Here is a 22,510-nt window from a genome sequence, read left to right on the forward strand (position 1 = left end):
GCGCGCCCCCGGTGCGTGCGCCGTTCCTACCCCTTCGGGTGATGTTGCCCCTGTTGCTGCTGTGACGGGCCGGGCGTGTGTGCCTCTCGCGCTCAACCATGGGTGCCCCCGCCGCTCCTCTACGCAGCGACGCCGAATCCTCATAAGGTGAGCAGTATTGGATGTCGGCGGCGGTCATGGGCCGCCGGTCTTCACGAGGAGGACTGCGGTGACCGAGACGAGCCCCAGGCTGCGCGCCGAGCTGGAGGGGATCCCCACGTACAAGCCGGGCAAGCCGGCGGCGGCCGGCGGCCCGGTGGCGTACAAGCTGTCCTCCAACGAGAACCCGTACCCGCCGCTGCCGGGTGTGATGGAGACCGTGGCCGCCTCGGCCGCCGCTTTCAACCGCTACCCGGACATGGCCTGTACGGCCCTGATGGCAGAGCTGTCCGAGCGGTTCGGCGTGCCCGCGTCCCACGTGGCCACCGGTACCGGTTCGGTCGGTGTCGCCCAGCAGCTGTTGCAGGCGACCTCCGGCCCCGGTGATGAGGTGATCTACGCGTGGCGCTCCTTCGAGGCGTATCCGATCATCACGCAGATCAGCGGTGCCACGTCGGTGCAGGTGCCGCTGACGCCGGGCGATGTGCACGATCTGGACGCGATGGCCGACGCGATCACCGACCGGACCCGGCTCATCTTCGTCTGCAACCCGAACAACCCCACCGGCACGGTGGTGCGGCGGGCCGGGCTGGAGCGTTTCCTCGACCGGGTGCCCGGTGACGTCCTGGTGGTGCTCGACGAGGCCTATCGCGAGTTCATCCGGGACACCGAGGTGCCGGACGGCGTCGAGATCTACCGTGAGCGGCCCAACGTCTGCGTCCTGCGGACCTTCTCCAAGGCGTACGGTCTGGCGGGGCTGCGGGTCGGCTTCGCCATCGCCCACGAGCCCGTGGCCGCGGCACTGCGCAAGACAGCGGTGCCGTTCGGGGTGAGCCAGATCGCGCAGGACGCGGCGGTCGCCTCGCTGCGGGCCGAGGACGAGCTGATCGGCCGGGTCGGCTCACTGGTGTGTGAGCGCAACCGGGTGACGGACGCGCTGCGGGCCCAGGGCTGGACGGTGCCGGAGACCCAGGCCAACTTCGTGTGGCTGCGTCTGGGGGAGCACACGATGCCGTTCGCGCGGGCGTGCGAGCAGGCGGGTGTGGTCGTCCGGCCGTTCGCCGGGGAGGGTGTGCGGGTCACGATCGGGGAGACCGAGGCCAACGACATCTTCCTGAAGGTGACGGGGAACTTCCGCAAGGAGCTCTGACCCGTGCGGGAGGGCTCCGGCCCGCGCGTACGTCCAGGCGGTCGGCGGTCTTCCGCCGGCCGCCTCCGTGTGTGCCGGAACGGCAGTCGTCGGAGGGGCCGACATCACACAGGACCCCCCTTCCAGGTCGGAAAATCGGTAGGTCATAATTGCTTGTGAATGTGAACGCGTTCACAAGCGCATCCCGTTTTTCCGAGTTGTGGGGGAGGAACGGGATCAAGCGGTCGCCGTGACCGCCGCTGAGTAAGGAGCGACGACGTGGAGCTGGCTCTGGCGCCGGAGACCCTGGCGCGATGGCAGTTCGGTATCACCACCGTCTACCACTTCCTCTTCGTCCCCCTGACGATCTCGCTGGCGGCCCTTGTCGCGGGGCTGCAGACCGCCTGGGTGCGGACGGACAAGGAGAAGTACCTCAGAGCGACGAAGTTCTGGGGCAAGCTCTTCCTGATCAACATCGCGATGGGCGTGGTCACCGGCATCGTGCAGGAGTTCCAGTTCGGCATGAACTGGTCCGACTACTCGCGGTTCGTCGGTGACGTGTTCGGTGCCCCGCTCGCGTTCGAGGCCCTGATCGCCTTCTTCTTCGAGTCCACCTTCATCGGCCTGTGGATATTCGGCTGGGACAAGCTGCCCAAGAAGATCCACCTGGCCTGTATCTGGATGGTCTCGATCGGCACCCTGCTGTCGGCGTACTTCATCCTCGCCGCCAACTCCTGGATGCAGCACCCGGTCGGCTACCGGATCAACGAGGAGAAGGGCCGCGCCGAGCTCACCGACTTCTGGCTGGTGCTCACCCAGAACACCACGCTCAACCAGGTGTTCCACAGCTTCTCGGCGGCCTTCCTGACCGGTGGCGCCTTCATGGTGGGCATCGCCGCCTTCCACCTCATGCGCAAGAAGCACATCGCGGTGATGCGGACATCGCTCCGCCTCGGCCTGGTCACCCTGGCGGTCGGCGGTCTGTTCACCGCGATCAGCGGCGACACCCTCGGCAAGGTCATGTACGAGCAGCAGCCGATGAAGATGGCCGCCGCCGAGGCCCTGTGGGACGGCGAGGAACCCGCACCCTTCTCCCTGTTCGCCTACGGGGACGTCGACAAGGGGCACAACGAGGTTGCCCTGGAGATCCCCGGACTGCTGTCCTTCCTCGCGCACAGCGACTTCGAGTCGTATGTGCCCGGCATCAACGACACCAACGAGGCCCTGCAGGAGAAGTTCGGCCCCGGTGACTACAAGCCCATCGTGCCGGTCGCCTACTGGGGCTTCCGCTGGATGATCGGCTTCGGCATGGCGTCCTTCTCGCTCGGTCTGCTGGGGCTCTGGCTCACCCGGAAGAAGTTCCTGCTGCCGGCCGCCCACCGCACCGGGGAGGACGAGGTGCCGCGCCTGGTCCTGCTCAAGAACCCGCTCGGGCCCCGGCCGGCCCGGCTGTACTGGCTGCTGGCCGTGTGGACCATGGCGTTCCCGCTGATCGCCAACGCCTGGGGCTGGATCTTCACCGAGATGGGCCGTCAGCCCTGGGTCGTCTACGGCGTGATGCGGACCGAGGACGCGGTCTCCCCCGGAGTGTCCACCGCCGAGGTCATCACCTCGATGTCCGTCTTCACCCTGCTCTACGCCGTCCTGGCCGTCATCGAGGTCAGGCTGCTCGCCAAGTACGTCAAGGCCGGGCCGCCCGAACTCAGCGAGTCCGATCTCAACCCGCCCACGAAGCTCGGCGGCGACATACGTGACGCCGACAAGCCGATGGCCTTCTCGTACTAGGCCGAGGGAGCCGCACAGTCATGGAACTGCACGACGTCTGGTTCGTCCTGATCGCCGTCCTGTGGACCGGCTACTTCTTCCTGGAGGGCTTCGACTTCGGGGTGGGGATCCTCACCCGGCTGCTCGCCCGGGACCGCACCGAAAAACGAGTGCTGATCAACACCATCGGCCCCGTCTGGGACGGCAACGAGGTGTGGCTGCTCACGGCCGGCGGCGCGACCTTCGCCGCCTTCCCCGAGTGGTACGCCACGCTCTTCTCCGGCTTCTACCTGCCCCTGCTGCTCATCCTCGTCTGCCTGATCGTCCGAGGTGTCGCCTTCGAGTACCGGGCGAAGCGGCCGGAGGAGAACTGGCAGCGCAACTGGGAGACGGCGATCTTCTGGACCTCGCTCCTCCCGGCATTCCTGTGGGGCGTGGCCTTCGGCAACATCGTGCACGGCGTGAAGATCGACGCGGATTTCGAGTACGTGGGTACCGTCTGGGACCTGCTCAACCCCTACGCCCTGCTGGGCGGGCTGGTCACCCTGACCCTGTTCACCTTCCACGGCACGGTGTTCACGGCCCTGAAGACGGTGGGCGAGATCCGGGAACGGGCACGGAAGCTGGCCCTGCGGGTGGGACTCGTCACCGCTGCGCTGGCGTCGGCGTTCCTGCTCTGGACGCAGGCCGACAACGGTGACGGCAGCAGCCTGGTCGCGCTGGCCGTGGCGGTCGCCTCGCTGGTCGCCGCCCTGCTGGCGAATCAGGCCGGACGCGAGGGATGGTCGTTCGCCCTGTCCGGCGTCACCATCGTGGCAGCCGTGGCGATGCTCTTCCTGACGCTGTTCCCGAACGTCATGCCGTCCACGCTCGACGCGGACTGGAACCTCACCGTCACCAACGCCTCCTCCAGCCCCTACACCCTGAAGATCATGACCTGGCTCGCGGTGATCGCCACTCCGGTGGTGGTGGTCTACCAGGGCTGGACGTACTGGGTGTTCCGCAAGCGGATCGGTACCCAGCACATCGCCGATCCCGTGCACTGAGGTGTGTTTCACGTGAAACCAATCGATCCACGACTGCTCCGGTACGCCCGCGCCACCCGAGGCTTCCTGGTGGCGGTCGTCGGACTCGGGGCCGTCGGTGCGGTGCTGGTCATCGCCCAGGCCATGCTCATCGCCGAGATCGTGGTGGGCGCCTTCGAGGACGGCCTGTCCGCCGGCGACCTCGGCGCTCCCCTGCTGCTGCTCGCCGTCGTCGCTGCCGGCCGAGGTCTGGTCGGCTGGCTCACCGAGCTGGCCGCCCACCGGGCGAGCGCCGCGGTGAAATCGGAGCTGAGGGGCCGCCTGCTGGAGCGGGCGGCGGCACTGGGGCCGGAGTGGCTGGGCGGACAGCGCACCGGATCACTGGTCACCCTGGCGACCCGGGGAGTCGACGCCCTCGACGGCTACTTCTCGCGTTACCTCCCCCAGTTGGGGCTCGCCGTGGTCGTACCGGTGGCGGTGCTGGCACGGATCGTCACCGAGGAGTGGGTCTCGGCGGCGATCATCGTGGGGACTCTGCCGCTCATCCCAGTCTTCATGGTGCTGATCGGCTGGGTCACCCAGTCCCGGATGGACCGTCAGTGGCTGATGCTCTCCCGGCTGTCCGGCCACTTCCTGGACGTCGTCGCCGGACTGCCGACGCTGAAGGTGTTCGGGCGGGCCAAGGCCCAGGCGGAGTCGATCCGGCAGATCACCGCGGAGTACCGGCGGGCGACCATGCGGACGCTGCGGATCGCCTTCATCTCCTCCTTCGCGCTGGAACTGCTCGCCACGCTCTCGGTGGCACTGGTCGCCGTGACGATCGGGATGCGGCTCGTGTACGGCGACATGGACCTCTACACCGGCCTGCTCGTTCTGATCCTGGCGCCCGAGGCCTACCTGCCGTTGCGACAGGCGGGGGCCCAGTACCACGCGGCCGCGGAGGGCCTCGGAGCGGCCGAGGAGATCTTCTCCGTGCTGGAGACACCCGTCCCCGAGCCCGGGAAGGGCGCGGTACCGGCGGGTGCCGTCTCCTTCGAGGAGGTGACGGTCCGCTACCGCGGCCGGTCCGCGGACGCCGTGACGGACGTGTCCTTCACCGTCGAGCCCGGCGAGACGGTCGCGCTCGTCGGACCGAGCGGGGCGGGCAAGTCGACGCTGCTGAACGCGCTGCTCGGCTTTGTCCGGCCCACCGGGGGGCGGGTGCGGATCGGGGGTGCCGATCTCGCCGGACTGGACCTCGCCGAGTGGCACGGCCGCGTCGCCTGGGTGCCGCAGCGGCCGCATCTGTTCGCCGGGACGATCGCGGAGAACGTACGGCTGGCCCGGCCCGGCGCGGACGACGACGCCGTGCGGCGTGCCCTGCGGGACGCGGAGGCCCTGACGTTCGTGGACGTGCTGCCGGAGGGCGCGGAAACCGTGCTGGGCGAGGACGGAGCGGGGTTGTCCGCCGGTCAGCGGCAGCGCCTGGCGCTGGCCCGGGCGTTCCTCGCCGACCGGCCCGTCCTTCTGCTCGACGAGCCGACGGCCGCATTGGACGGCGCCACCGAGGCGGAGATCGTGTCGGCGGTACGGCGGCTGACGGCAGGACGAACCGTGCTGCTGGTGGTGCACCGTCCGGCTCTGCTGGCCGTGGCGGACCGGGTGGTACGGCTCGAGGAACCGGCCTCCACCGCAGGACACGAGGAGTCCGCACCCCGGACGCCCGGCCCCGCGGGGGCCGCCGGCACCCGTCCCGTACCGGACAGCGCTCCCGCGGGGTCCGGGGACCCGGAACCCGTCCAGGGCGGTGTCCTCGCCCGCGTCCGCGGCCTGTCCGGCGCCCGGCGGGGGAGGATCACCCTCGCGCTGCTGTTGGGCACCCTCGCCCTGGGCAGCGCGGTCGGACTCATGGCGACCTCGGGATGGCTCATCTCGCGGGCGTCCCAACAGCCGCCCGTGCTGTATCTGATGGTGGCCGTGACGGCGACCCGGGCCTTCGGTATCGGCCGGGCCGTGTTCCGCTATGCCGAGCGGCTCGTGTCGCACGACGCCGTTCTGCGCATGCTGGCCGACACCCGGGTCGCCGTGTACCGGCGGCTGGAGCGGCTGGCGCCCGCCGGACTGCGCGGCGCCCGCCGGGGCGATCTGCTGGCCCGGCTGGTCTCGGACGTGGACGCGCTCCAGGACTACTGGCTGCGCTGGCTGCTGCCGGCCGGCGCGGCCGCCGTCGTCTCCGCCCTGTCCGTCGGCTTCACGGCGTGGCTGCTGCCCGAGGCGGGTGCCGTGCTCGCGGCCGGGCTGCTGGCGGCGGGCGTCGGGGTGCCCCTGCTGACCGGTACCGTCGCCCGCCGGGCGGAACGCAGGCTGGCACCGGCCCGGGGCATCCTTTCGACCCGGGTGACCGATCTGCTCACCGGGACCGCGGAGCTGACGGTCGCCGGCGCCCTGCCCGAGCGGGCCGCCGAGGCGCGCCGGGCGGACGACACGCTCACCCGGATCGCCTCGCGCACCTCGACCGCCACCGCACTCGGTGACGGGCTCACCGCGCTGATCTCGGGGCTGACCGTCGCGGCCGCCGCGCTCGTGGGTGCCGAGGCGGTGGCCACCGGCCGGCTCGGCGGAGTGGCGCTGGCCGTGGTGATCCTCACCCCGCTGGCCGCCTTCGAGGCCGTCCTGGGCATGCCGCTCGCCGTGCAGTACCGGCAGAGGGTGCGTCGCAGCGCCGAGCGGGTGTACGAGGTGCTCGACGCCCCGGTGCCCGTACGGGAGCCGGAGTCGCCCCGGCAGACGCCCGTCTCGCCGTTCCCGCTGGTGGTCAAGGGGCTGACCGCCCGGCACACCGGCCAGGAACAGGACGCGCTCGCAGGGCTGGACCTCACCCTGGAACGTGGCCGCCGTATCGCGGTCGTCGGCCACTCCGGATCGGGCAAGACGACGCTCGCCCAGGTGCTGCTGCGGTTCCTGGACCCGGGCGCGGGCTCGTACACGCTGGCCGGTGTGGACGCCCGCGCTCTGGACGGCGACGACGTCCGGCGGCTGGTGGGACTGTGCGCCCAGGACGCGCATCTCTTCAACAGCTCCCTACGGGAGAACCTGCTCCTCGCCAGGAAGAGCGCGACCGAGGAGGAACTGCGCCACGCACTCGGCCGGGCCCGGCTGCTGGACTGGGTCGGCCAACTGCCCGACGGGCTCGACACGCTCGTCGGTGAGCACGGCGCACGGCTGTCCGGCGGGCAGCGGCAGCGGCTGGCACTGGCTCGGGTGCTCCTCGCGGACTTCCCCGTCCTGGTGCTGGACGAACCGGCGGAACACCTTGACCTGGCGACCGCCGACGAGCTCACCGCCGATCTGCTGGCCGCCACCGAGGGACGCACGACGCTGCTCATCACCCATCGGCTGGCCGGTCTGGAGTCGGTCGACGAGGTCGTCGTCCTGGACGCGGGTCGGGTGGTGCAGCGGGGGCCATACACGGAACTCGTCTCCATGGACGGCCCGTTGCGCATGATGGCACGGCGGGAGGAGGAGACGGATCTGCTGGTGTCGCCCCGTTAGTGCCTGGGCCGACGGGACGAGCCGCAGCGTGACATGGTGTCAGGACGGGAGGCCCATACCGCTGTTCGGCGGTACCCATGGCCCGTCCGGGGGCCGTGCTCCCCCATGTGCACGACGTGAACAGGACCGGGCGGCCGGGCGGGGCCAGGATCGCGTTCATGCGCTTCACCCGCCGCCATCCGCTGCTCGTCGCCGTGCCGTTGTGTGCGCTCGCCGTGCTCGCCGCCCGGCCCGCCGACGGTGACGGGCCCCACGCGCCCGGTCACGGCTCCGCCTCCGGCGTCAGCGCGGAGGTGGCACGGCTGTACGAGGAAGCGGCCACGGCGACCGAACGGTACGAGGCAGGGCGCCGCGAGGCGGAGAGGCAGCGGAACAGGGCGCACGAACTGGAAGAGCGGCTCGACCGGGAGCGGCGGGACATGGCCGGCCTGCACGAGGACCTCGGCCGGATCGCCAGTTCCCAGTACCGGGACGGCGGCGGGCTGCCGCTCACCGCGCACATGCTGCTCGCGGACGACCCCGAGCAGCTGATGCGCGGTCAGCGGGTGGTGCGGCAGGCCGAGGTGTCGCTGGACAAGGCGATCGGCCGGAGCGAGCGGGCCGAGGCCCGGCTGGCCAGGAACGAGGCCAGGGCCGCGGCGGCGTGGAAGAAGCTGGAGAAGCGGAACGCGGAACTCGCCGATCTGAAGGACGGTATCGAGGCGAAGCTCGAATCGGCGCGGTGGAAACTCCAGGGGCAGGCGGACGCCTCGGTCGCGGCCGGTGCCTGCCGCGGCGCGGTCCGGCTGGACCAGCCGGATACACGGTTCACCAGCGGCTGGGTGGCACCCGTGGAGACCTACGAGCTGTCCGCCTCCTACGGCAGCGGTGGCACACGGTGGGCGTCCCGGCACACCGGGCAGGATTTCGCGGTGCCGATCGGCACGCCGGTACGGGCGGTGGGTACCGGCAAGGTGGTGAAGGTGTCCTGCGGCGGGGCCTTCGGCATCGAGGTCGTCGTCCAGCACGCGGGCGGGTACTACACCCAGTACGCCCATCTCGCCGCCGTCGCCGTGGACCAGGGCGAGCGGGTCTCCCCCGGGCAGTGGATCGGTCAGTCCGGCACCAGCGGCAACTCCACGGGGCCACATCTGCACTTCGAGGTGCGGGTCACTCCGGAGATGGGGTCGGCGGTGAGTCCCGTGCCCTGGCTGGCCCGGCACGGGGTGTCGCTGTGAGCGGCTAGAGACCCCCGCTCAGCAGCCGCTCGATCACCACGGCCACACCGTCGTCGTTGTTGGCGACCGTGCTGCCCGAGGCGGCGGCGAGCACGTCCGGGTGCGCGTTGCCCATGGCGTAGGAGCGGCCCGCCCAGGTCAGCATCTCGACGTCGTTCGGCATGTCACCGAACGCGACGACCTCCTCGTGCGAGATGCCCCGCTCGGCGCAGCACAGGGCGAGCGTGCTGGCCTTGGACACCGCGGGACCGCTGATCTCCAGCAGGGCGCTGGGGCTGGAGCGGGTGACGTTGGCGCGGTCCCCGATGGCAATCCGGGCCGTGGTGAGGAACGCGTCGGGAGCGAGCTCGGGGTGGTAGGCGAGGATCTTGAGCACGGGCTCGACGGCGGTGCGGGAGTCCGGGGCCAGCAGCTCCTCGGCGGGGGCGAGCGTGTCCGGGATCTCCATGTGCAGCTTCGGGTATGCGGGCTCCTGGTGGAAGCCGTAGGTCTGCTCGACGGCGTACACGGTTCCGGGCGCGGCATCCCGCAGCAGCTGTACCGCGTCCAGCGCGTTCTGGCGGGGCAGCTCGCGCACCTTCACGAAGCGGTGGTCGCCGGGGCCGCCGTGCAGGTCGACGACGGCCGCGCCGTTGCCGCAGATGGCCAGACCGTGCCCGTGGACATGGTCGCTGACCACGTCCATCCAGCGGGCCGGGCGGCCGGTGACGAAGAAGACCTCGACGCCCGCCTCCTCGGCGGCGGCCAGCGCGGCGACGGTACGCGGGGACACGGACTTGTCGTCACGCAGCAGCGTGCCGTCGAGGTCGGTGGCGATGAGCCGCGGTGGAGTGGCGGCTGCCGGGGTCTCGGGCTGTCGGGTCGCTGAGGTCACCCGGCCATTGTCCCGCATATGCCCGCACGACCGTGCGGCACTCCGCACATCTGAGTGGTTACCGCCCCCCACCAGCGGTCCTTGCCCCGCTCGTGGGTCAGCGCAGCTGCGCCGGGGCCTCCATGGCGATGCGTTCGAAGACCTTCTGGTCCGCGGCGAAGTCCGAGTCCGGAATGGGCCAGTGGACCGCGATCTCGGTGAACCCCAGCTCGGCGTGGCGGCCCGCGAAATCGACGAAGGCGTCCAGGGACTCCAGCGGACGGGCCCGGTCCGGGGTGAAACCGGTGAGCAGGATCCTGTCCAGGCCGGTCACGTCCCGTCCGAGTTCGGCGCAGGCGTCGGCCAGCTTCTCCGCCTGGCCGCGAATGGCCTGAACCGACTGTTCGGGCGTGCCGTTCTCGTAGAGCCTCGGGTCACCCGTGGTCACCCAGGCCTGACCGTGACGCGCCGCGAGCCTCAGTCCGCGCGGCCCGGTCGCCGCCACCGCGAACGGCAGTCGGGGCCGCTGGACACAGCCCGGGATGTTGCGCGCCTCGTGGGCCGCGTAGAAGTCGCCCTCGTACGACACCGAGTCCTCGCTGAGCAACCGGTCCAGCAGCGGTACGAACTCGGCGAAACGGTCGGCACGCTCGCGCGGGGTCCACGGCTCCTGGCCGAGCGCGGTGGCGTCGAATCCGGTACCGCCCGCTCCGATGCCCAGCGTGACCCGCCCGCCGGAGAGGTCGTCGAGGGTGACGAGCTCCTTGGCGAGGGTGACCGGGTGCCGGAAGTTCGGTGAGGTCACGAGGGTGCCCAGACGCATCCGGTCGGTGACCCCCGCGGCGGCGGTGAGAGTCGGGACAGCGCCGAACCACGGTCCGTCCCGGAAGCTGCGCCAGGACAGATGGTCGTAGGTGTACCCCGTGTGGAAACCGAGTTCCTCGGCACGGATCCAGGCCGAACGGCTGCCTTCGTGCCAGCGGCGATAGGGGAGGATCACGGTGCTCAGACGCAGGCTCATGGCGTCGAGCCTATGCGCCGCCGGAGGTTTCACGTGAAACGCCGGCCCACGCGCGCGCCGTGCGCTCAGCCGGGGTGGCACAGGACGCCGCCGCGGTCGGGTGCGCGGCCGGATCAGCGATGACGGCCAGGGGTGACCGTGATCTCACGTCCGTGGTCGGCGATGACCCGGCGGGTGGTGACGGCGGCCCTGACGCCGGGGAGGTGGTCCCGGCGGCCGATCACGCGGAGTCAGCGGCTGTCGGGGAAGCGCAGGTAACGGCTCGGTACGGCTGGGATCAGCCATACGCCGTTCGCGCTGATCTGGAAGACATGGCCGTCGCGGTGCATCGCGCCCGCGTCCACGGACAGCACGACCGGCCGTCCCCGGCGGGCGCCGACGCGGGTGGCCGTCTCACGGTCGGCGGAGAGATGCACGGCGTGGCGGTTCATGGGCCGCAGCCCTTCGGCCCGGATCGCCCCCAGGGTCCGGGCGACGGTGCCGTGGTACAGGTACGGCGGTGGGGCGGCCGTCGGCAGACCGAGGTCGATGGCGACGCTGTGGCCCTGGCTGGCGCGGATCCGGGTGCCCTCGACGGCGAAGCGCTGCTTGTCGTTGGCGGCGACGACGTGGTCCAGTTCCTCCCGGGTCAACCGGAAGCCGTGCGCGGAAGCCGCGGCGATCAGCGCCTCGATCTCGACCCAGCCACCCTCGTCCAGCGTGAGCCCGATCCTCTCGGGCTGATGGCGCAGATGCTTGGCGAGGTACTTCGACACCTTGACGGTGCGTCTTTCGTCCATCCGCTCAGACTGCCGGGCGCAGCACACATCACGCGATCGATTTTGTCGAGCGGGTTTGATCCACAGCCAAGTGTGGTTATCCACAGGCCAAGGGGCAGACGCTGTGGACAATGGGCCCGCACCCGCACCCGCACCCGCACCCGCAGCCCGCGCCCCGCCCGCCCCGGCGTATCCCGCCGCCTCACACCGGCGGTTTCACCCGCGCGATCCTGCGCAGCATCCCGGGCATCCACCGCGCCAGCGCGTACGCCGTGCGGGCCTCCGGGGTGACCGGTACCACCGCCTCGTCGCGCACCACCGCTCGCAGGACCGCTGCGGCGACCTTCTCCGGCGGGTAGTTCCGCAGCCCGTACAGGCGTGCCGTCCGCTTCCGCAGGTGCCGCTCCTCCTCGGCGTCCGCGCCCGCGAAGCGCGCGGTGGAGGTGATGGCGGTGTTGACGAATCCCGGGCACATCGCCGTCACGCCGATCCCCTGTCCCGCCAGCTCCGCGCGCAGGCACTCGCTCAGCATCAGCACCGCGGCCTTCGACGTGCTGTAGGCGGGCAGCGCCCTGGAGGGCTGGAACGCGGCCGCCGAGGCGACGTTCACGATGTGGCCGCCCTGCGCCCGGTCGGCCATCCGTCGTCCGAAGAGCCGGCAGCCGTGGATCACTCCCCACAGATTGACGTCGAGGACCTTCTCCCAGTCCTCCGTGGTGGTGTGGAAGAAGGAGCCGCCGAGTCCGATGCCCGCGTTGTTCACCAGGATGTCCACCACCCCGTGTTCGGCGGTCACCCGCTCCGCGAGCTTCTCCATGGCCTGCGCGTCGGACACGTCCACCGTCTCCGCCCAGGCCTCCACCGCACCGCGGCGTTGCGCCTCCCCGGCCGTGCGGGCCGCGGCCTCCGTGTCCCGGTCCACCGCCAGCACGCGCGCGCCCGCCTCGGCGAACGCGAGCGCGGTGGCCCGTCCGATGCCGCTGCCCGCTCCGGTCACCAGGACCAGCCGCCCGCCGAACCGGTCGGCGTACCGGCCCCGTGCCCTCGTCTCCGGCCGGCCGCTCTCCACGGACGTCGCGAAGTCGGAGATCCACATCGCCAGCCGGTCCGGGCGGCTGCGCGGCACCCAGTGTTTGGCCGGCAGCGTCCGCCGGGTCAGCCGCGGCACCCACTGCTCCAGATCCTCGTAGAGCCGCTCCGAGAGGAACACGTCGTCCAGGGGCGTGATGAGCTGCACCGGCGCGTGCGCGTAGGCGTCGGCGCGCGGGTCGCGCAGCCGACGGCGCACGTTGTCCCGGTAGAGCCAGGCGCCGTGTGCCGCGTCCGACGGCAGGGAGCGGGTCGGGTAGCCGTCGCCGGGCACCTTCTCGAGATGCTCGAGGATCCGCGGCCACGCCCTGCCGAGCGGCCCGCGCCAGGCCAATTCCGGCAGCACGGGTGTGTGCAGCAGGTAGATGTACCAGGACTTCGCGCCCTGTCCCAGCACCTGGCCGACCCGGCGCGGGGTGGGCCGCTTCACCCTGCGGTCGATCCAGTGTCCGAAGTGGTCGAGCGAGGGTCCCGACACCGAGGTGAAGGAGGCGATCCGTCCTTCGGCGCGCCCGACCGTCACGAACTCCCAGGACTGCACCGAGCCCCAGTCGTGCCCCACCAGATGCACCGGCCGGTCCGGACTCACCGCGTCCACGACGGCCAGGAAGTCGTCCGTCAGTTTCTCCAGGGTGAAGCCGCCGCGCAGCGGACGCGGTGCCGTGGACCGGCCGTGGCCCCGGACGTCGTACGCCACGACGTGGAAGCGCTCCGCGAGCCGCGGCGCCACCTCGGACCACACCTCCTTGCTGTCGGGATAGCCGTGCACCAGGACGACGGTCGGCCGGCCGGGATCACCCAGCTCGGCCACACACAGCTCGACCCCGCCCGCACGCACCCGGCGCTCCCGCGCACCACTCATTCGCGTCACACCGGCGAATGTGGCAGTCGGCGGAGGACGCGTCAACGGCGCCCCGGCCCTGTGTATAGCTCTCAGGCAGGGCTTCCCCTACGGGCCCGTACGACTCCAGGGGGACCACAAGACGGCTCTCCGGGCTGACGACTCAAGTGGTACGGCTCACTACCGTCATGGATGTGACTGTGATCGCGACCGAAAGCCTGAGCAAGCGGTTCCCCAGGGTGACCGCTCTTGACCGGCTCTCCGTGGACGTCGGGCCCGGTGTGACCGGACTCGTCGGAGCCAATGGAGCCGGCAAGTCCACACTGATCAAGATCCTTCTGGGTCTGTCCCCCGCCACCGAGGGCCGAGCCGAAGTGCTCGGACTCGATGTCGTCACCAACGGCCCCGCCATCCGCGAGCGGGTCGGCTACATGCCGGAACACGACTGCCTGCCACCGGACGTCTCGGCCACCGAGTTCGTCGTCCACATGGCGCGCATGTCCGGCCTGCCGGCCACCGCCGCGCGGGAGCGCACCGCGGACACCCTGCGCCATGTCGGCCTGTACGAGGAGCGCTACCGCCCCATGGGCGGCTACTCCACCGGCATGAAGCAGCGCGTGAAACTCGCGCAGGCCCTGGTGCACGACCCCCAGCTGGTCTTCCTGGACGAGCCGACCAACGGCCTCGACCCGGTCGGCCGCGACGAGATGCTCGGTCTGATCCGCAGGATCTACACCGACTTCGGCATCTCCGTCCTGGTCACCTCCCACCTGCTGGGCGAACTCGAGCGCACCTGCGACCACGTCGTCGTCGTCGACGGCGGCAAGCTGCTGCGCTCCAGTTCCACCACCGACTTCACCCAGACCACCACGACCCTCGCCATCGAGGTCACCGACACAGACGAGCACCCGGACGGCACCCGCGCGGTGCGCGACGCGCTCCGTGAGCGCGGGGTGAGCGTGAAGGACGGCAGCGGGCTGCCGGGCGCCGGACACGTCCTGCTGCTCACCGCACAGGGCGAGGAGACGTACGACCTGGTCCGCGACATCATCGCGGACCTGGGCCTCGGCCTGGTGCGCATGGAGCAGCGCCGGCACCACATCTCCGAGGTCTTCACCGACAGTGACGAGCAGCGCGACGAGCAGCGGAAGGAGGCGGTCGGCCATGGCAGCTGAGCAGTCCATGCAGACACCAGCCACTGCACCGGGTGACACCCGTATCCACAACATCGGCTACCGCTCCTACGACGGCCCCCGCCTGGGACGCGGCTACGCGCGGCTGTCGCTCTACTCGCAGTCCCTGCGCGGCTCCTACGGCCTCGGCCGTTCGGTGAAGACCAAGGTGCTGCCGATGCTGCTGTTCGTGGTGATGTGCGTACCCGCCGCCATCATGGTGGCCGTCGCGGTCGCCACCAAGGCCAACGACCTCCCCCTGGACTACACGCGCTACGCGATCGTCATGCAGGCCGTCATCAGCCTGTACGTGGCTTCGCAGGCGCCCCAGTCGGTCTCGCGCGACCTGCGCTTCAAGACCGTACCGCTGTACTTCTCGCGGCCGATCGAGACCGCCGACTACGTACGCGCCAAGTTCGCCGCGCTGGCCTCGGCCCTGTTCATCCTCACCGCCGCTCCCCTGCTGGTGCTGTACGTCGGCGCACTGCTGGCCAAGCTCGACTTCGCCGACCAGACCAAGGGATTCGCACAGGGACTCGTCTCCGTGGCTCTGCTCTCGCTGCTCTTCGCCGGGATCGGCCTGGTCATCGCGTCGGTCACCCCGCGCCGCGGCTTCGGTATCGCGGCCGTGATCGCCGTACTCACCATCTCCTACGGCGCGGTCTCCACCCTCCAGGCGATCGCGCAGGTCCAGAGCAGCGACGACGCCGCCATCACCTGGATCGGCCTCTTCTCGCCCATCACCCTCATCGACGGAGTGCAGTCCGCCTTCCTGGGCGCGAACTCCGCCTTCCCCGGAGGGGTGGGCCCGGGCAACGCCGAGGGCGTCGTCTACGTCCTGTTCACCCTCGGCCTGATCGCCGCCAGTTACGGCCTCCTGGTGCGCCGCTACAAGAAGGTGGGCCTGTGACCACGCTCAGCATCGACCACGTCTCCCGCTGGTTCGGCAACGTGGTCGCCGTCAACGACATCACCATGACCATCGGACCCGGCGTCACCGGCCTGCTCGGCCCCAACGGCGCCGGAAAGTCCACGCTCATCAACATGATGGCCGGCTTCCTCGCCCCCTCCACCGGCTCCGTCACCCTCGACGGACAGCAGGTGTGGCGCAACGAGGCCATCTACAAGCACATCGGCATCGTCCCCGAGCGCGAGGCGATGTACGACTTCCTGACCGGCCGCGAGTTCGTCGTCGCCAACGCGGAACTGCACGGCCTGGGCGCCAAGGCCGCCCAGCGGGCGCTGGCCACGGTCGAGATGGAGTACGCGCAGGACCGGAAGATCGCCACGTACTCCAAGGGCATGCGGCAGCGCGTGAAGATGGCCTCCGCGCTGGTCCACGAGCCGTCGCTGCTCCTGCTGGACGAGCCCTTCAACGGCATGGACCCGCGCCAGCGCATGCAGCTGATGGACCTGCTGCGGCGCATGGGCGACGAGAGCCGTACCGTGCTCTTCTCGTCCCACATCCTCGAAGAGGTCGAGCAGCTCGCCTGGCACATCGAGGTGGTCGTCGCCGGCCGGCACGCGGCGAGTGGCGACTTCCGCCGGATCCGCCGCCTGATGACGGACCGGCCGCACCGCTATCTGGTGCGGTCCAGCGACGACCGTGCGCTCGCGGCCGCACTGATCGCCGACCCGTCGACCTCGGGCATCGAGGTGGACGTGGCGGAGGGCGCCCTGCGCATCCAGGCCGTCGACTTCGGCCGCTTCACGTCCCTGCTGCCGAAGGTCGCGCGTGAGCACGGCATCCGGCTGCTCACGGTCTCGCCGTCCGACGAGTCCCTCGAGTCCGTCTTCTCGTATCTCGTCGCGGCGTAGGAGGCCCCTGATGTACGACCCCACAGTCGCCCGGCTCACCTACCGGGCCCTGCTCGGCCGGCGCCGGGCCCTCATCCTGGGGGCGCTGCCCCTGCTGCTGATCGCGATCTCCCTGGCGGTGCGCGCCCTCGCCGGCGCCGACGACCAGACCGCCGCCGATGTGCTGGGCGGGCTGGCGCTGGCCACGATGGTGCCGATCATCGGTGTCATCGCGGGCACCGGCGCGATCGGCCCCGAGATCGACGACGGTTCGGTGGTGTACCTGCTGTCGAAGCCGATCAAGCGGCCCACGATCATCTACACCAAGCTGATCGTCGCCGTCGCCGTCACCATGGTGTTCTCGGCGGTGCCGACGCTGATCGCGGGCTTCATCCTGAACGGCAACGGCCAGCAGGTGGCCGTCGCCTACACGGTGGCCGCGCTGGTCGCCTCCATCGCGTACGCGGCGCTCTTCCTGCTGCTCGGCACGGTCTCGCGGCACGCGGTGGTGTTCGGCCTGGTCTACGCGCTGGTCTGGGAGGCGCTGTTCGGCTCCCTGGTGCCCGGCGCGCGCACGCTGAGCGTCCAGCAGTGGTCGCTGTCCGTGGCGCAGAAGGTCTCCGGCAACGACCTGGTCACCTCGGACGTGGGTCTGACGACCGCGACGGTGCTGCTCGCCGTCGTCACCGTGCTGGCCACCTGGTACGCCGGTCAGAAGCTGCGCTCGCTGACGCTCGCCGGCGAGGAGTGAGCACCGTCCGCTCCTGACGGGGAGCCCACACCCTGGGCACGTTCCGCCGACGCGGAGGGCGGCGCCGCTGACAGCACAGCGGCGCCGCCCGTTTTATTCGGTGGCGTCCCGTGCGCCCGGCGGGCAGAGTGGTGATGTCCGCATCGCCGGGAACGTCCGGCGACCACGCGCCGGGAGAGGAGCGGGGCGATGCCCATGCACGGCAGTACGTCCAGCTCCCTTCAGGGCAGCCCGCGGCGGACTCCGGAGTAGCCCTGCCGCTCCGTCGAGTACGCCCGTACGGGAGCTGCCCGGGGCGGCCGCTTCGAGCACGCGCATCTGTCGCGTGGGCCGCCCACCCGGAGGATTGGCCGAGTGGTAAGGCACTGGCTTGACTCAAGCCGTGGTCGGGCCCGGAAAGCCCGCGCACGTTCGATCCGTGCATCCTCCGCCGAACGCCGAACGCCGAACGCCGAACGCCGAACGCCGAACGCCGAACGCCGAACGCCGGGTGTCAGTTCAGCCCAGCAGTCGCTCCACGACCACCGCGATGCCGTCCTCCTCGTTGGAGGCCGTCACCTCGTCGGCCACCGCCCGCAGTTCCCGGTGGGCGTTGGCCATGGCCACGCCGTGTCCCGCCCAGGCGAACATCGGGAGGTCGTTGGGCATGTCGCCGAAGGCGATCGTCTCCGGGGCCTTCGCGCCGATCCGGCGGGCCGCCAGCGACAGCCCCGTCGCCTTGGACAGCCCGAGCGGGAGCAGTTCGACGATGCCCTCACCCGCCATGGTGACCGTGACGAAACCGCCCGCGGTGCGGGTGGCCGCCTCGGCGAGCTCGTCGGACGTCAGGTCCGGATGCTGGATGTACAGCTTGTTCAGCGGCGCCGTCCACAGGTCCGAGGCGTCCGTGAACGGTGTCGCGGGCAGCGCGCCCACGATCTCGTAACCGGGCCCGACCAGCACCTCGCCGTCCAGGCCGTCACGGCTGGCCGCCAGGCGCAGCGGGCCGACCTCCGCCTCGATCTTGGCCAGCGCCACCGCGGCCAACTGCCGGTCCAGCGTCACCGAGGTCAGCAGGCGGTGTGCTCCGGCGTCGTACACCTGCGCGCCCTGGCCGCAGACGGCGAGCCCGGTGTAGCCGAGGTCGTCGAGTATGGGGCGGGTCCAGGGCACCGCGCGTCCGGTGACGACGATGTGCGCGGCGCCCGCCGCGGTGGCCGCGGCGAGCGCGTCACGGGTGCGCGGGGAGACCGAGTGGTCGTCCCGCAGCAGCGTGCCGTCGAGATCGGTGGCGATGAGCCGGTAGGGGAACGCCGCGCTCACTTGGCGACCGGTTCCAGAAGCTCCCGGCCGCCCAGGTACGGACGCAGCACCTCCGGCACACGGACCGAGCCGTCGGCCTGCTGGTGGTTCTCCAGGATCGCCACGATGGTGCGCGGTACGGCGCACAGCGTGCCGTTGAGCGTGGCCAGCGGCCGCACCTTCTTGTCCTCGCGCACCCGGATGGACAGCCGGCGCGACTGGAACTCGGTGCAGTCGGAGGTCGAGGTCAGCTCGCGGTACTTGCCCTGGGTCGGGATCCACGCCTCGCAGTCGTACTTACGCGCCGCCGAGGAGCCCAGGTCGCCCGAGGCCACGTCGATCACGCGGAACGGCAGCTCCAGCGAGGTCAGCCACTGCTTCTCCCACTCCAGCAGCCGCTGGTGCTCCGCCTGCGAGTCCTCGGGGGCGACATACGAGAACATCTCGACCTTGTCGAACTGGTGCACGCGGAAGATGCCCCGGGTGTCCTTGCCGTGCGAGCCGGCCTCGCGGCGGAAGCAGGGCGAGAAGCCCGCGTAGCGCAGCGGCAGCCGGTCGGCGTCGATGATCTCGTCCATGTGGTAGGCGGCCAGCGCCACCTCGGACGTTCCGACCAGATACAGGTCGTCCTTCTCGAGGTGGTAGACGTCCTGCGAGGCCTGGCCGAGGAAGCCGGTGCCCGCCATGGACTGGGGGCGGACCAGCGCGGGCGTCAGCATCGGTGTGAAGCCGGCCGCCGTGGCCTGCGCCATCGCCGCGTTCACCAGAGCGAGCTCGAGCAGCGCGCCGACGCCGGTCAGGAAGTAGAAGCGCGAGCCGGAGACCTTGGCGCCCCGCTCGACGTCGATGGCGCCGAGGATCTGGCCGAGTTCGAGGTGGTCCCTGGGCTCGAAGCCCTCGGCGCCGAAGTCGCGCAGGGCGCCGTGCGTCTCCAGCGTGACGAAGTCCTCCTCGCCGCCGACGGGCACGTCGGGGTGGACGAGATTGCTCAGCTTGAGCTGCAGCTCCTGGGTCTCGGCAGCGGCGGCGTCCCGGTCGGCGTCGGCTGCCCTGACGTCGGCCTTGAGCTGCTCGGCCTTCTTCAGCAGCTCGGCCTTCTCGTCGCCTGCCGCCCTGGGGACGAGCTTGCCGAGCGCTTTCTGCTCGGCGCGCAGTTCGTCGAAGCGGACGCCGGACGACCTGCGCCGTTCGTCGGCAGACAGGAGGGCGTCGACGAGCGCGACGTCCTCTCCACGGGCACGCTGTGAAGCGCGCACACGGTCGGGGTCCTCACGAAGCAGGCGAAGGTCAATCACGCGGTCAAGGCTACCGGTGCGGGACGACGGCCCACGACCGACTGGGGAGAGCGAACGGATCACTTCCGTTATGGGGGGAAATGCGCCTTGCGTTCCGTGCGGTCAATAGAGGAGACCCTGCCCCCTGGAACGGGTCAGTCCTGAGCTGCCGGTTGACTGGAATCCCTTGCGTCGGGCGGCACTTGGGGCTCGGTTGTCCACAGGCACCCTTCTTCCTGTCTAAGTTATCCACAGGGTGTGGGGAAGATCTGTGGACTTCGGAATTGATCACTCCGAAACGCTCCGCCGGCCTCGGGGAATCCCGGGATAAAACCCGCCCATCCCTACTTTTGGGTGGAAAGGGTTCGCCCCAAAGGGTTGACCAAGGGGAAACAGCGGACGAAGGGTGAGGGGCTGAACGATGTGCACGATCATGGCAGGAGGGGGATTTGTCGACCGAATGGGGCTTCGGTGTCGACTTGTCCCCAGGTCGAGAAGCAGACCTGTGGATAACTTCTGTGGATAACGAAAATCAGCAGGTAGGACCGGGTTCGCCCGTCCCACCGCAGCCTCTCAGAACCGGCCGTCCTGGCACCGTGCCACCCAGTCCGCCGCTCCCACGAACTCCTCGTCCGACGTCCCGGGGAACGGAGGCCGTACCTCCCCCGGCCTTACATCGGCGCGCGGGTACGAACCGAGGTACCGCGCCTGAAGGCAGATCCGCTTCAGCCCCGTCAGCGCCTCGGCCATCCGGCGGTCCGAGATATGGCCCTCCGCGTCGATGCAGAAGCAGTAATTGCCGATCCCGGCGCCGGTCGGGCGGGACTGGAGCAGCATCAGGTTGATCCCCCGGGTGGCGAACTCGCCCAGCAGGTCGCGCAGGCCGCCGGGGTGATCGTCCCGCTGCCAGAGCACGATGGAGGTCTTGTCGGCACCCGTGGGCGCGGCCGGCCGGGCCGGACGGCCCACCAGGACGAACCGGGTCTGCGCGTTCTCCGCGTCGTGGATCTCCCTCTCCAGGATCTCCAGGCCGTACCGCGCCGCCGCGAACTCACCGGCGAAGGCGGCGTCGTACCGGCCCTCCTGTACCAGGCGGGCACCGTCCGCGTTCGAGGCGGCCGATTCCCAGACGGCGTCCGGAAGATGTGTCCTCAGCCAGTTGCGCACCTGCGGCTGGGCGGCCGGATGGGCGGTGACCGTCTTGACGTCCGACAGCTTGGTGCCCGGACGGACCAGCAGTGCGAAGGTGATCGACAGCAGCACCTCGCGGTAGATCATCAGCGGGGCGCCCGCGACGAGTTCGTCGAGGGTCGTGGTGATCCCGCCCTCGACCGAGTTCTCGATGGGGACGAAAGCGGCCTCGGCCTCGCCCACCCGCACCGCGTCGAGCGCGGACTGCACCGACACGTAAGGCTTCAGCTCACGCGTCGCCGCTTCGGGAAGCGTGCGGAGGGCGACTTCGGTGAAGGTGCCCTCTGGGCCGAGATACGCATAGCTCGCTGGCATGTCCTCACCCTAATGGGCCCACGCCGACGACAGCGCCCGGAGAGCGTCCAGGGGTGACGCCGGGCCGTTCTCATCCCTCCAGGAGCGCCTGCCCCACATACTCTCCGTCCGCCGCGCCACCCGGGACCGCGAACAGCCCGCTCGCCTCATGGCGGACGAACGGCGCCAGTGCGTCGCCCCGGTCCAGCTTGCGCTGCACCGGTACGAAGCCGCGCAGGGGATCCGCCTGCCAGCAGATGAACAGCAGACCCGCGTCGGGCACCCCGTCCGGGCCGATGCCGTCGTGGTACGAGAACGGGCGGCGGAGCATCGCCGCCCCGCCGTTCTGGTCGGGCCGCGTGATCCTCGCGTGGGCGTTGAACGGAACCACCAGATTGCCCTGGGCGTCGGTCTTCTCCAGGTCCATCTCGGAGGTCTCCCCGCCGCCGGACAGCGGCGCCCCGTCCGACTTGCGGCGCCCGATCACATGCTCCTGCTCCTTGACCGACAGGTTCTCCCAGTCGTCCAGCAGCATCCGGATACGCCGTACGACGGCGTAGGAGCCGTTCGCCATCCAGGCGGGTTCTCCCTGTTCAGGTACGAAGATCCGCTGGTCGAAGTCGGAGTCTGCAGGCTTGGGATTACGGGTGCCGTCGACCTGGCCCATCAGGTTGCGGGCGGTCATGGGGTGCGCGGTGGCGCCCGGCGAACGGTTGAAGCCGTTCATCTGCCAGCGGACCCTGGCCGCCGAGCCCGCGTCCTTCTGGACCGCGCGCAGGGCGTGGAAGGCGACCAGAGCGTCGTCGGCGCCGATCTGCACCCAGAGGTCGCCGTTGCTGCGCGCCCTGTCCAGGTGGTCGGAGGAGAAGTCGGGCAACGGGTCCAGGGCGACCGGACGCTGCTTCTCCAGCCCGGTGCGCCCGAAGAAGCTGTGGCCGAAGCCAAAGGTGAGGGTCAGTGCGGAGGGGCCGGCGTCGCGGGCCACACCGGTGTCGCCGTGCGCGCTCGGTTCCCCCGACATCAGCCGGTGAGCCGTGTCCGACCAGCGGCGCAACAGGGCGGCCGCCTCCTTGCGGCCGGCGCCGGGTCCGAGGTCGAAGGCGACCAGATGGCCCCGGGCCTGAAGCGGCTGCGTGATGCCGGGCTGATGTTTCACGTGAAACTGCACCCGTTTGTCGCCCACTGACGTCAGCGGAGTGGCCCCCGCGGGCGCCGACGCGTATCCGGCGGCGCCACCCGCCGCCCCGAGGACGAGCCCGGTGGCGCCCGCCGTGCCGAGCAGCCGACGGCGGGAGATGCCTTCCCCGGCGGACCGGCCGGCCGGGGCACCCTGAGGCGGCTTTGGAGTGCGGACCTGTGAGGCGGACTGTTCTGCCATGGTGGT

Annotated in this window: 17 protein-coding genes and 1 tRNA gene; 10 read left to right on the plus strand and 8 right to left on the minus strand. The window is 70.6% G+C overall.

The window, feature by feature from the left end:
• Positions 1-208 precede the first annotated feature (208 nt).
• The 5 genes from hisC to HTV45_RS28955 all read left to right on the plus strand — a co-directional run bounded on the left by hisC (position 209) and on the right by HTV45_RS28955 (position 8,804).
• A complete protein-coding gene (hisC, locus tag HTV45_RS28935; RefSeq protein ID WP_215208847.1) occupies positions 209-1,288 on the plus strand; it encodes a histidinol-phosphate transaminase in 1,080 nt (359 codons plus the stop codon).
• A gap of 258 nt (positions 1,289-1,546) precedes the next feature.
• A complete protein-coding gene (locus tag HTV45_RS28940) occupies positions 1,547-3,052 on the plus strand; it encodes a cytochrome ubiquinol oxidase subunit I (RefSeq protein ID WP_215208848.1) in 1,506 nt (501 codons plus the stop codon).
• 20 nt (positions 3,053-3,072) lie between these two features.
• Positions 3,073-4,077, plus strand: a complete 1,005-nt coding sequence (cydB, locus tag HTV45_RS28945; protein ID WP_215208849.1) for a cytochrome d ubiquinol oxidase subunit II — start codon at positions 3,073-3,075, stop codon at positions 4,075-4,077.
• Positions 4,078-4,089: 12 nt separating this feature from the next.
• Positions 4,090-7,587, plus strand: coding sequence for a thiol reductant ABC exporter subunit CydD (gene cydD / locus HTV45_RS28950; RefSeq protein WP_215208850.1), 3,498 nt, complete (start codon positions 4,090-4,092; stop codon positions 7,585-7,587).
• A 158-nt stretch (positions 7,588-7,745) separates the two neighbouring features.
• Complete coding sequence (locus tag HTV45_RS28955; RefSeq protein ID WP_215208851.1) at positions 7,746-8,804, plus strand: M23 family metallopeptidase; 1,059 nt, start codon at positions 7,746-7,748, stop codon at positions 8,802-8,804.
• 4 nt (positions 8,805-8,808) lie between these two features.
• On the opposite strand, the gene HTV45_RS28960 is transcribed toward HTV45_RS28955, so the two are convergent.
• The 4 genes from HTV45_RS28960 to HTV45_RS28975 form a co-directional block, all read right to left on the minus strand.
• A complete protein-coding gene (locus HTV45_RS28960) occupies positions 8,809-9,696 on the minus strand; it encodes an HAD family hydrolase (RefSeq protein WP_215208852.1) in 888 nt (295 codons plus the stop codon).
• Between the two features lie 79 nt (positions 9,697-9,775).
• Positions 9,776-10,678 (minus strand): LLM class flavin-dependent oxidoreductase, encoded by a 903-nt coding sequence (locus HTV45_RS28965; protein ID WP_215208853.1) that lies wholly within the window; start codon positions 10,676-10,678, stop codon positions 9,776-9,778.
• 230 nt (positions 10,679-10,908) lie between these two features.
• Positions 10,909-11,457, minus strand: coding sequence for an RNA 2'-phosphotransferase (locus tag HTV45_RS28970; protein ID WP_215208854.1), 549 nt, complete (start codon positions 11,455-11,457; stop codon positions 10,909-10,911).
• Between the two features lie 181 nt (positions 11,458-11,638).
• Complete coding sequence (locus HTV45_RS28975; protein WP_215208855.1) at positions 11,639-13,396, minus strand: SDR family oxidoreductase; 1,758 nt, start codon at positions 13,394-13,396, stop codon at positions 11,639-11,641.
• Between the two features lie 170 nt (positions 13,397-13,566).
• Here HTV45_RS28975 and HTV45_RS28980 point away from each other — a divergent pair, with 170 nt between their 5' ends.
• The 5 genes from HTV45_RS28980 (at position 13,567) to HTV45_RS29000 (ending at position 17,516) form a co-directional block, all read left to right on the plus strand.
• Positions 13,567-14,541, plus strand: a complete 975-nt coding sequence (locus tag HTV45_RS28980; protein WP_215208871.1) for an ABC transporter ATP-binding protein — start codon at positions 13,567-13,569, stop codon at positions 14,539-14,541.
• Positions 14,531-15,448, plus strand: coding sequence for an ABC transporter permease (locus HTV45_RS28985; RefSeq protein ID WP_215208856.1), 918 nt, complete (start codon positions 14,531-14,533; stop codon positions 15,446-15,448). Before HTV45_RS28980 ends, HTV45_RS28985 begins: the two co-directional genes overlap by 11 nt.
• Entirely contained in the window at positions 15,445-16,356 is a 912-nt protein-coding gene (locus HTV45_RS28990) for an ABC transporter ATP-binding protein (RefSeq protein WP_215208857.1), read from the plus strand. Before HTV45_RS28985 ends, HTV45_RS28990 begins: the two co-directional genes overlap by 4 nt.
• 10 nt (positions 16,357-16,366) lie before the next feature.
• Positions 16,367-17,086 (plus strand): ABC transporter permease subunit, encoded by a 720-nt coding sequence (locus HTV45_RS28995; protein WP_215208858.1) that lies wholly within the window; start codon positions 16,367-16,369, stop codon positions 17,084-17,086.
• Positions 17,087-17,426: 340 nt separating this feature from the next.
• Positions 17,427-17,516: transfer RNA gene (locus tag HTV45_RS29000), tRNA-OTHER, on the plus strand.
• A gap of 68 nt (positions 17,517-17,584) precedes the next feature.
• Here the strand turns inward: HTV45_RS29000 and HTV45_RS29005 are convergent.
• The 4 genes from HTV45_RS29005 to efeB form a co-directional block, all read right to left on the minus strand.
• Positions 17,585-18,388 carry an HAD family hydrolase gene (locus tag HTV45_RS29005; RefSeq protein WP_215208859.1) on the minus strand — a complete coding sequence of 268 codons (804 nt, stop codon included), beginning with the start codon at positions 18,386-18,388 and terminating at the stop codon, positions 17,585-17,587.
• Positions 18,385-19,662, minus strand: coding sequence for a serine--tRNA ligase (serS, locus tag HTV45_RS29010; protein ID WP_215208860.1), 1,278 nt, complete (start codon positions 19,660-19,662; stop codon positions 18,385-18,387). Before serS ends, HTV45_RS29005 begins: the two co-directional genes overlap by 4 nt.
• Positions 19,663-20,214: 552 nt before the next feature.
• Complete coding sequence (pheA, locus tag HTV45_RS29015) at positions 20,215-21,147, minus strand: prephenate dehydratase (RefSeq protein ID WP_215208861.1); 933 nt, start codon at positions 21,145-21,147, stop codon at positions 20,215-20,217.
• A 70-nt stretch (positions 21,148-21,217) separates the two neighbouring features.
• Positions 21,218-22,504 carry an iron uptake transporter deferrochelatase/peroxidase subunit gene (gene efeB / locus HTV45_RS29020; protein WP_215208862.1) on the minus strand — a complete coding sequence of 429 codons (1,287 nt, stop codon included), beginning with the start codon at positions 22,502-22,504 and terminating at the stop codon, positions 21,218-21,220.
• Positions 22,505-22,510 lie beyond the last annotated feature (6 nt).

This window comes from Streptomyces sp. CHD11, assembly GCF_018638295.1.
Lineage (GTDB): Bacteria > Actinomycetota > Actinomycetes > Streptomycetales > Streptomycetaceae > Streptomyces.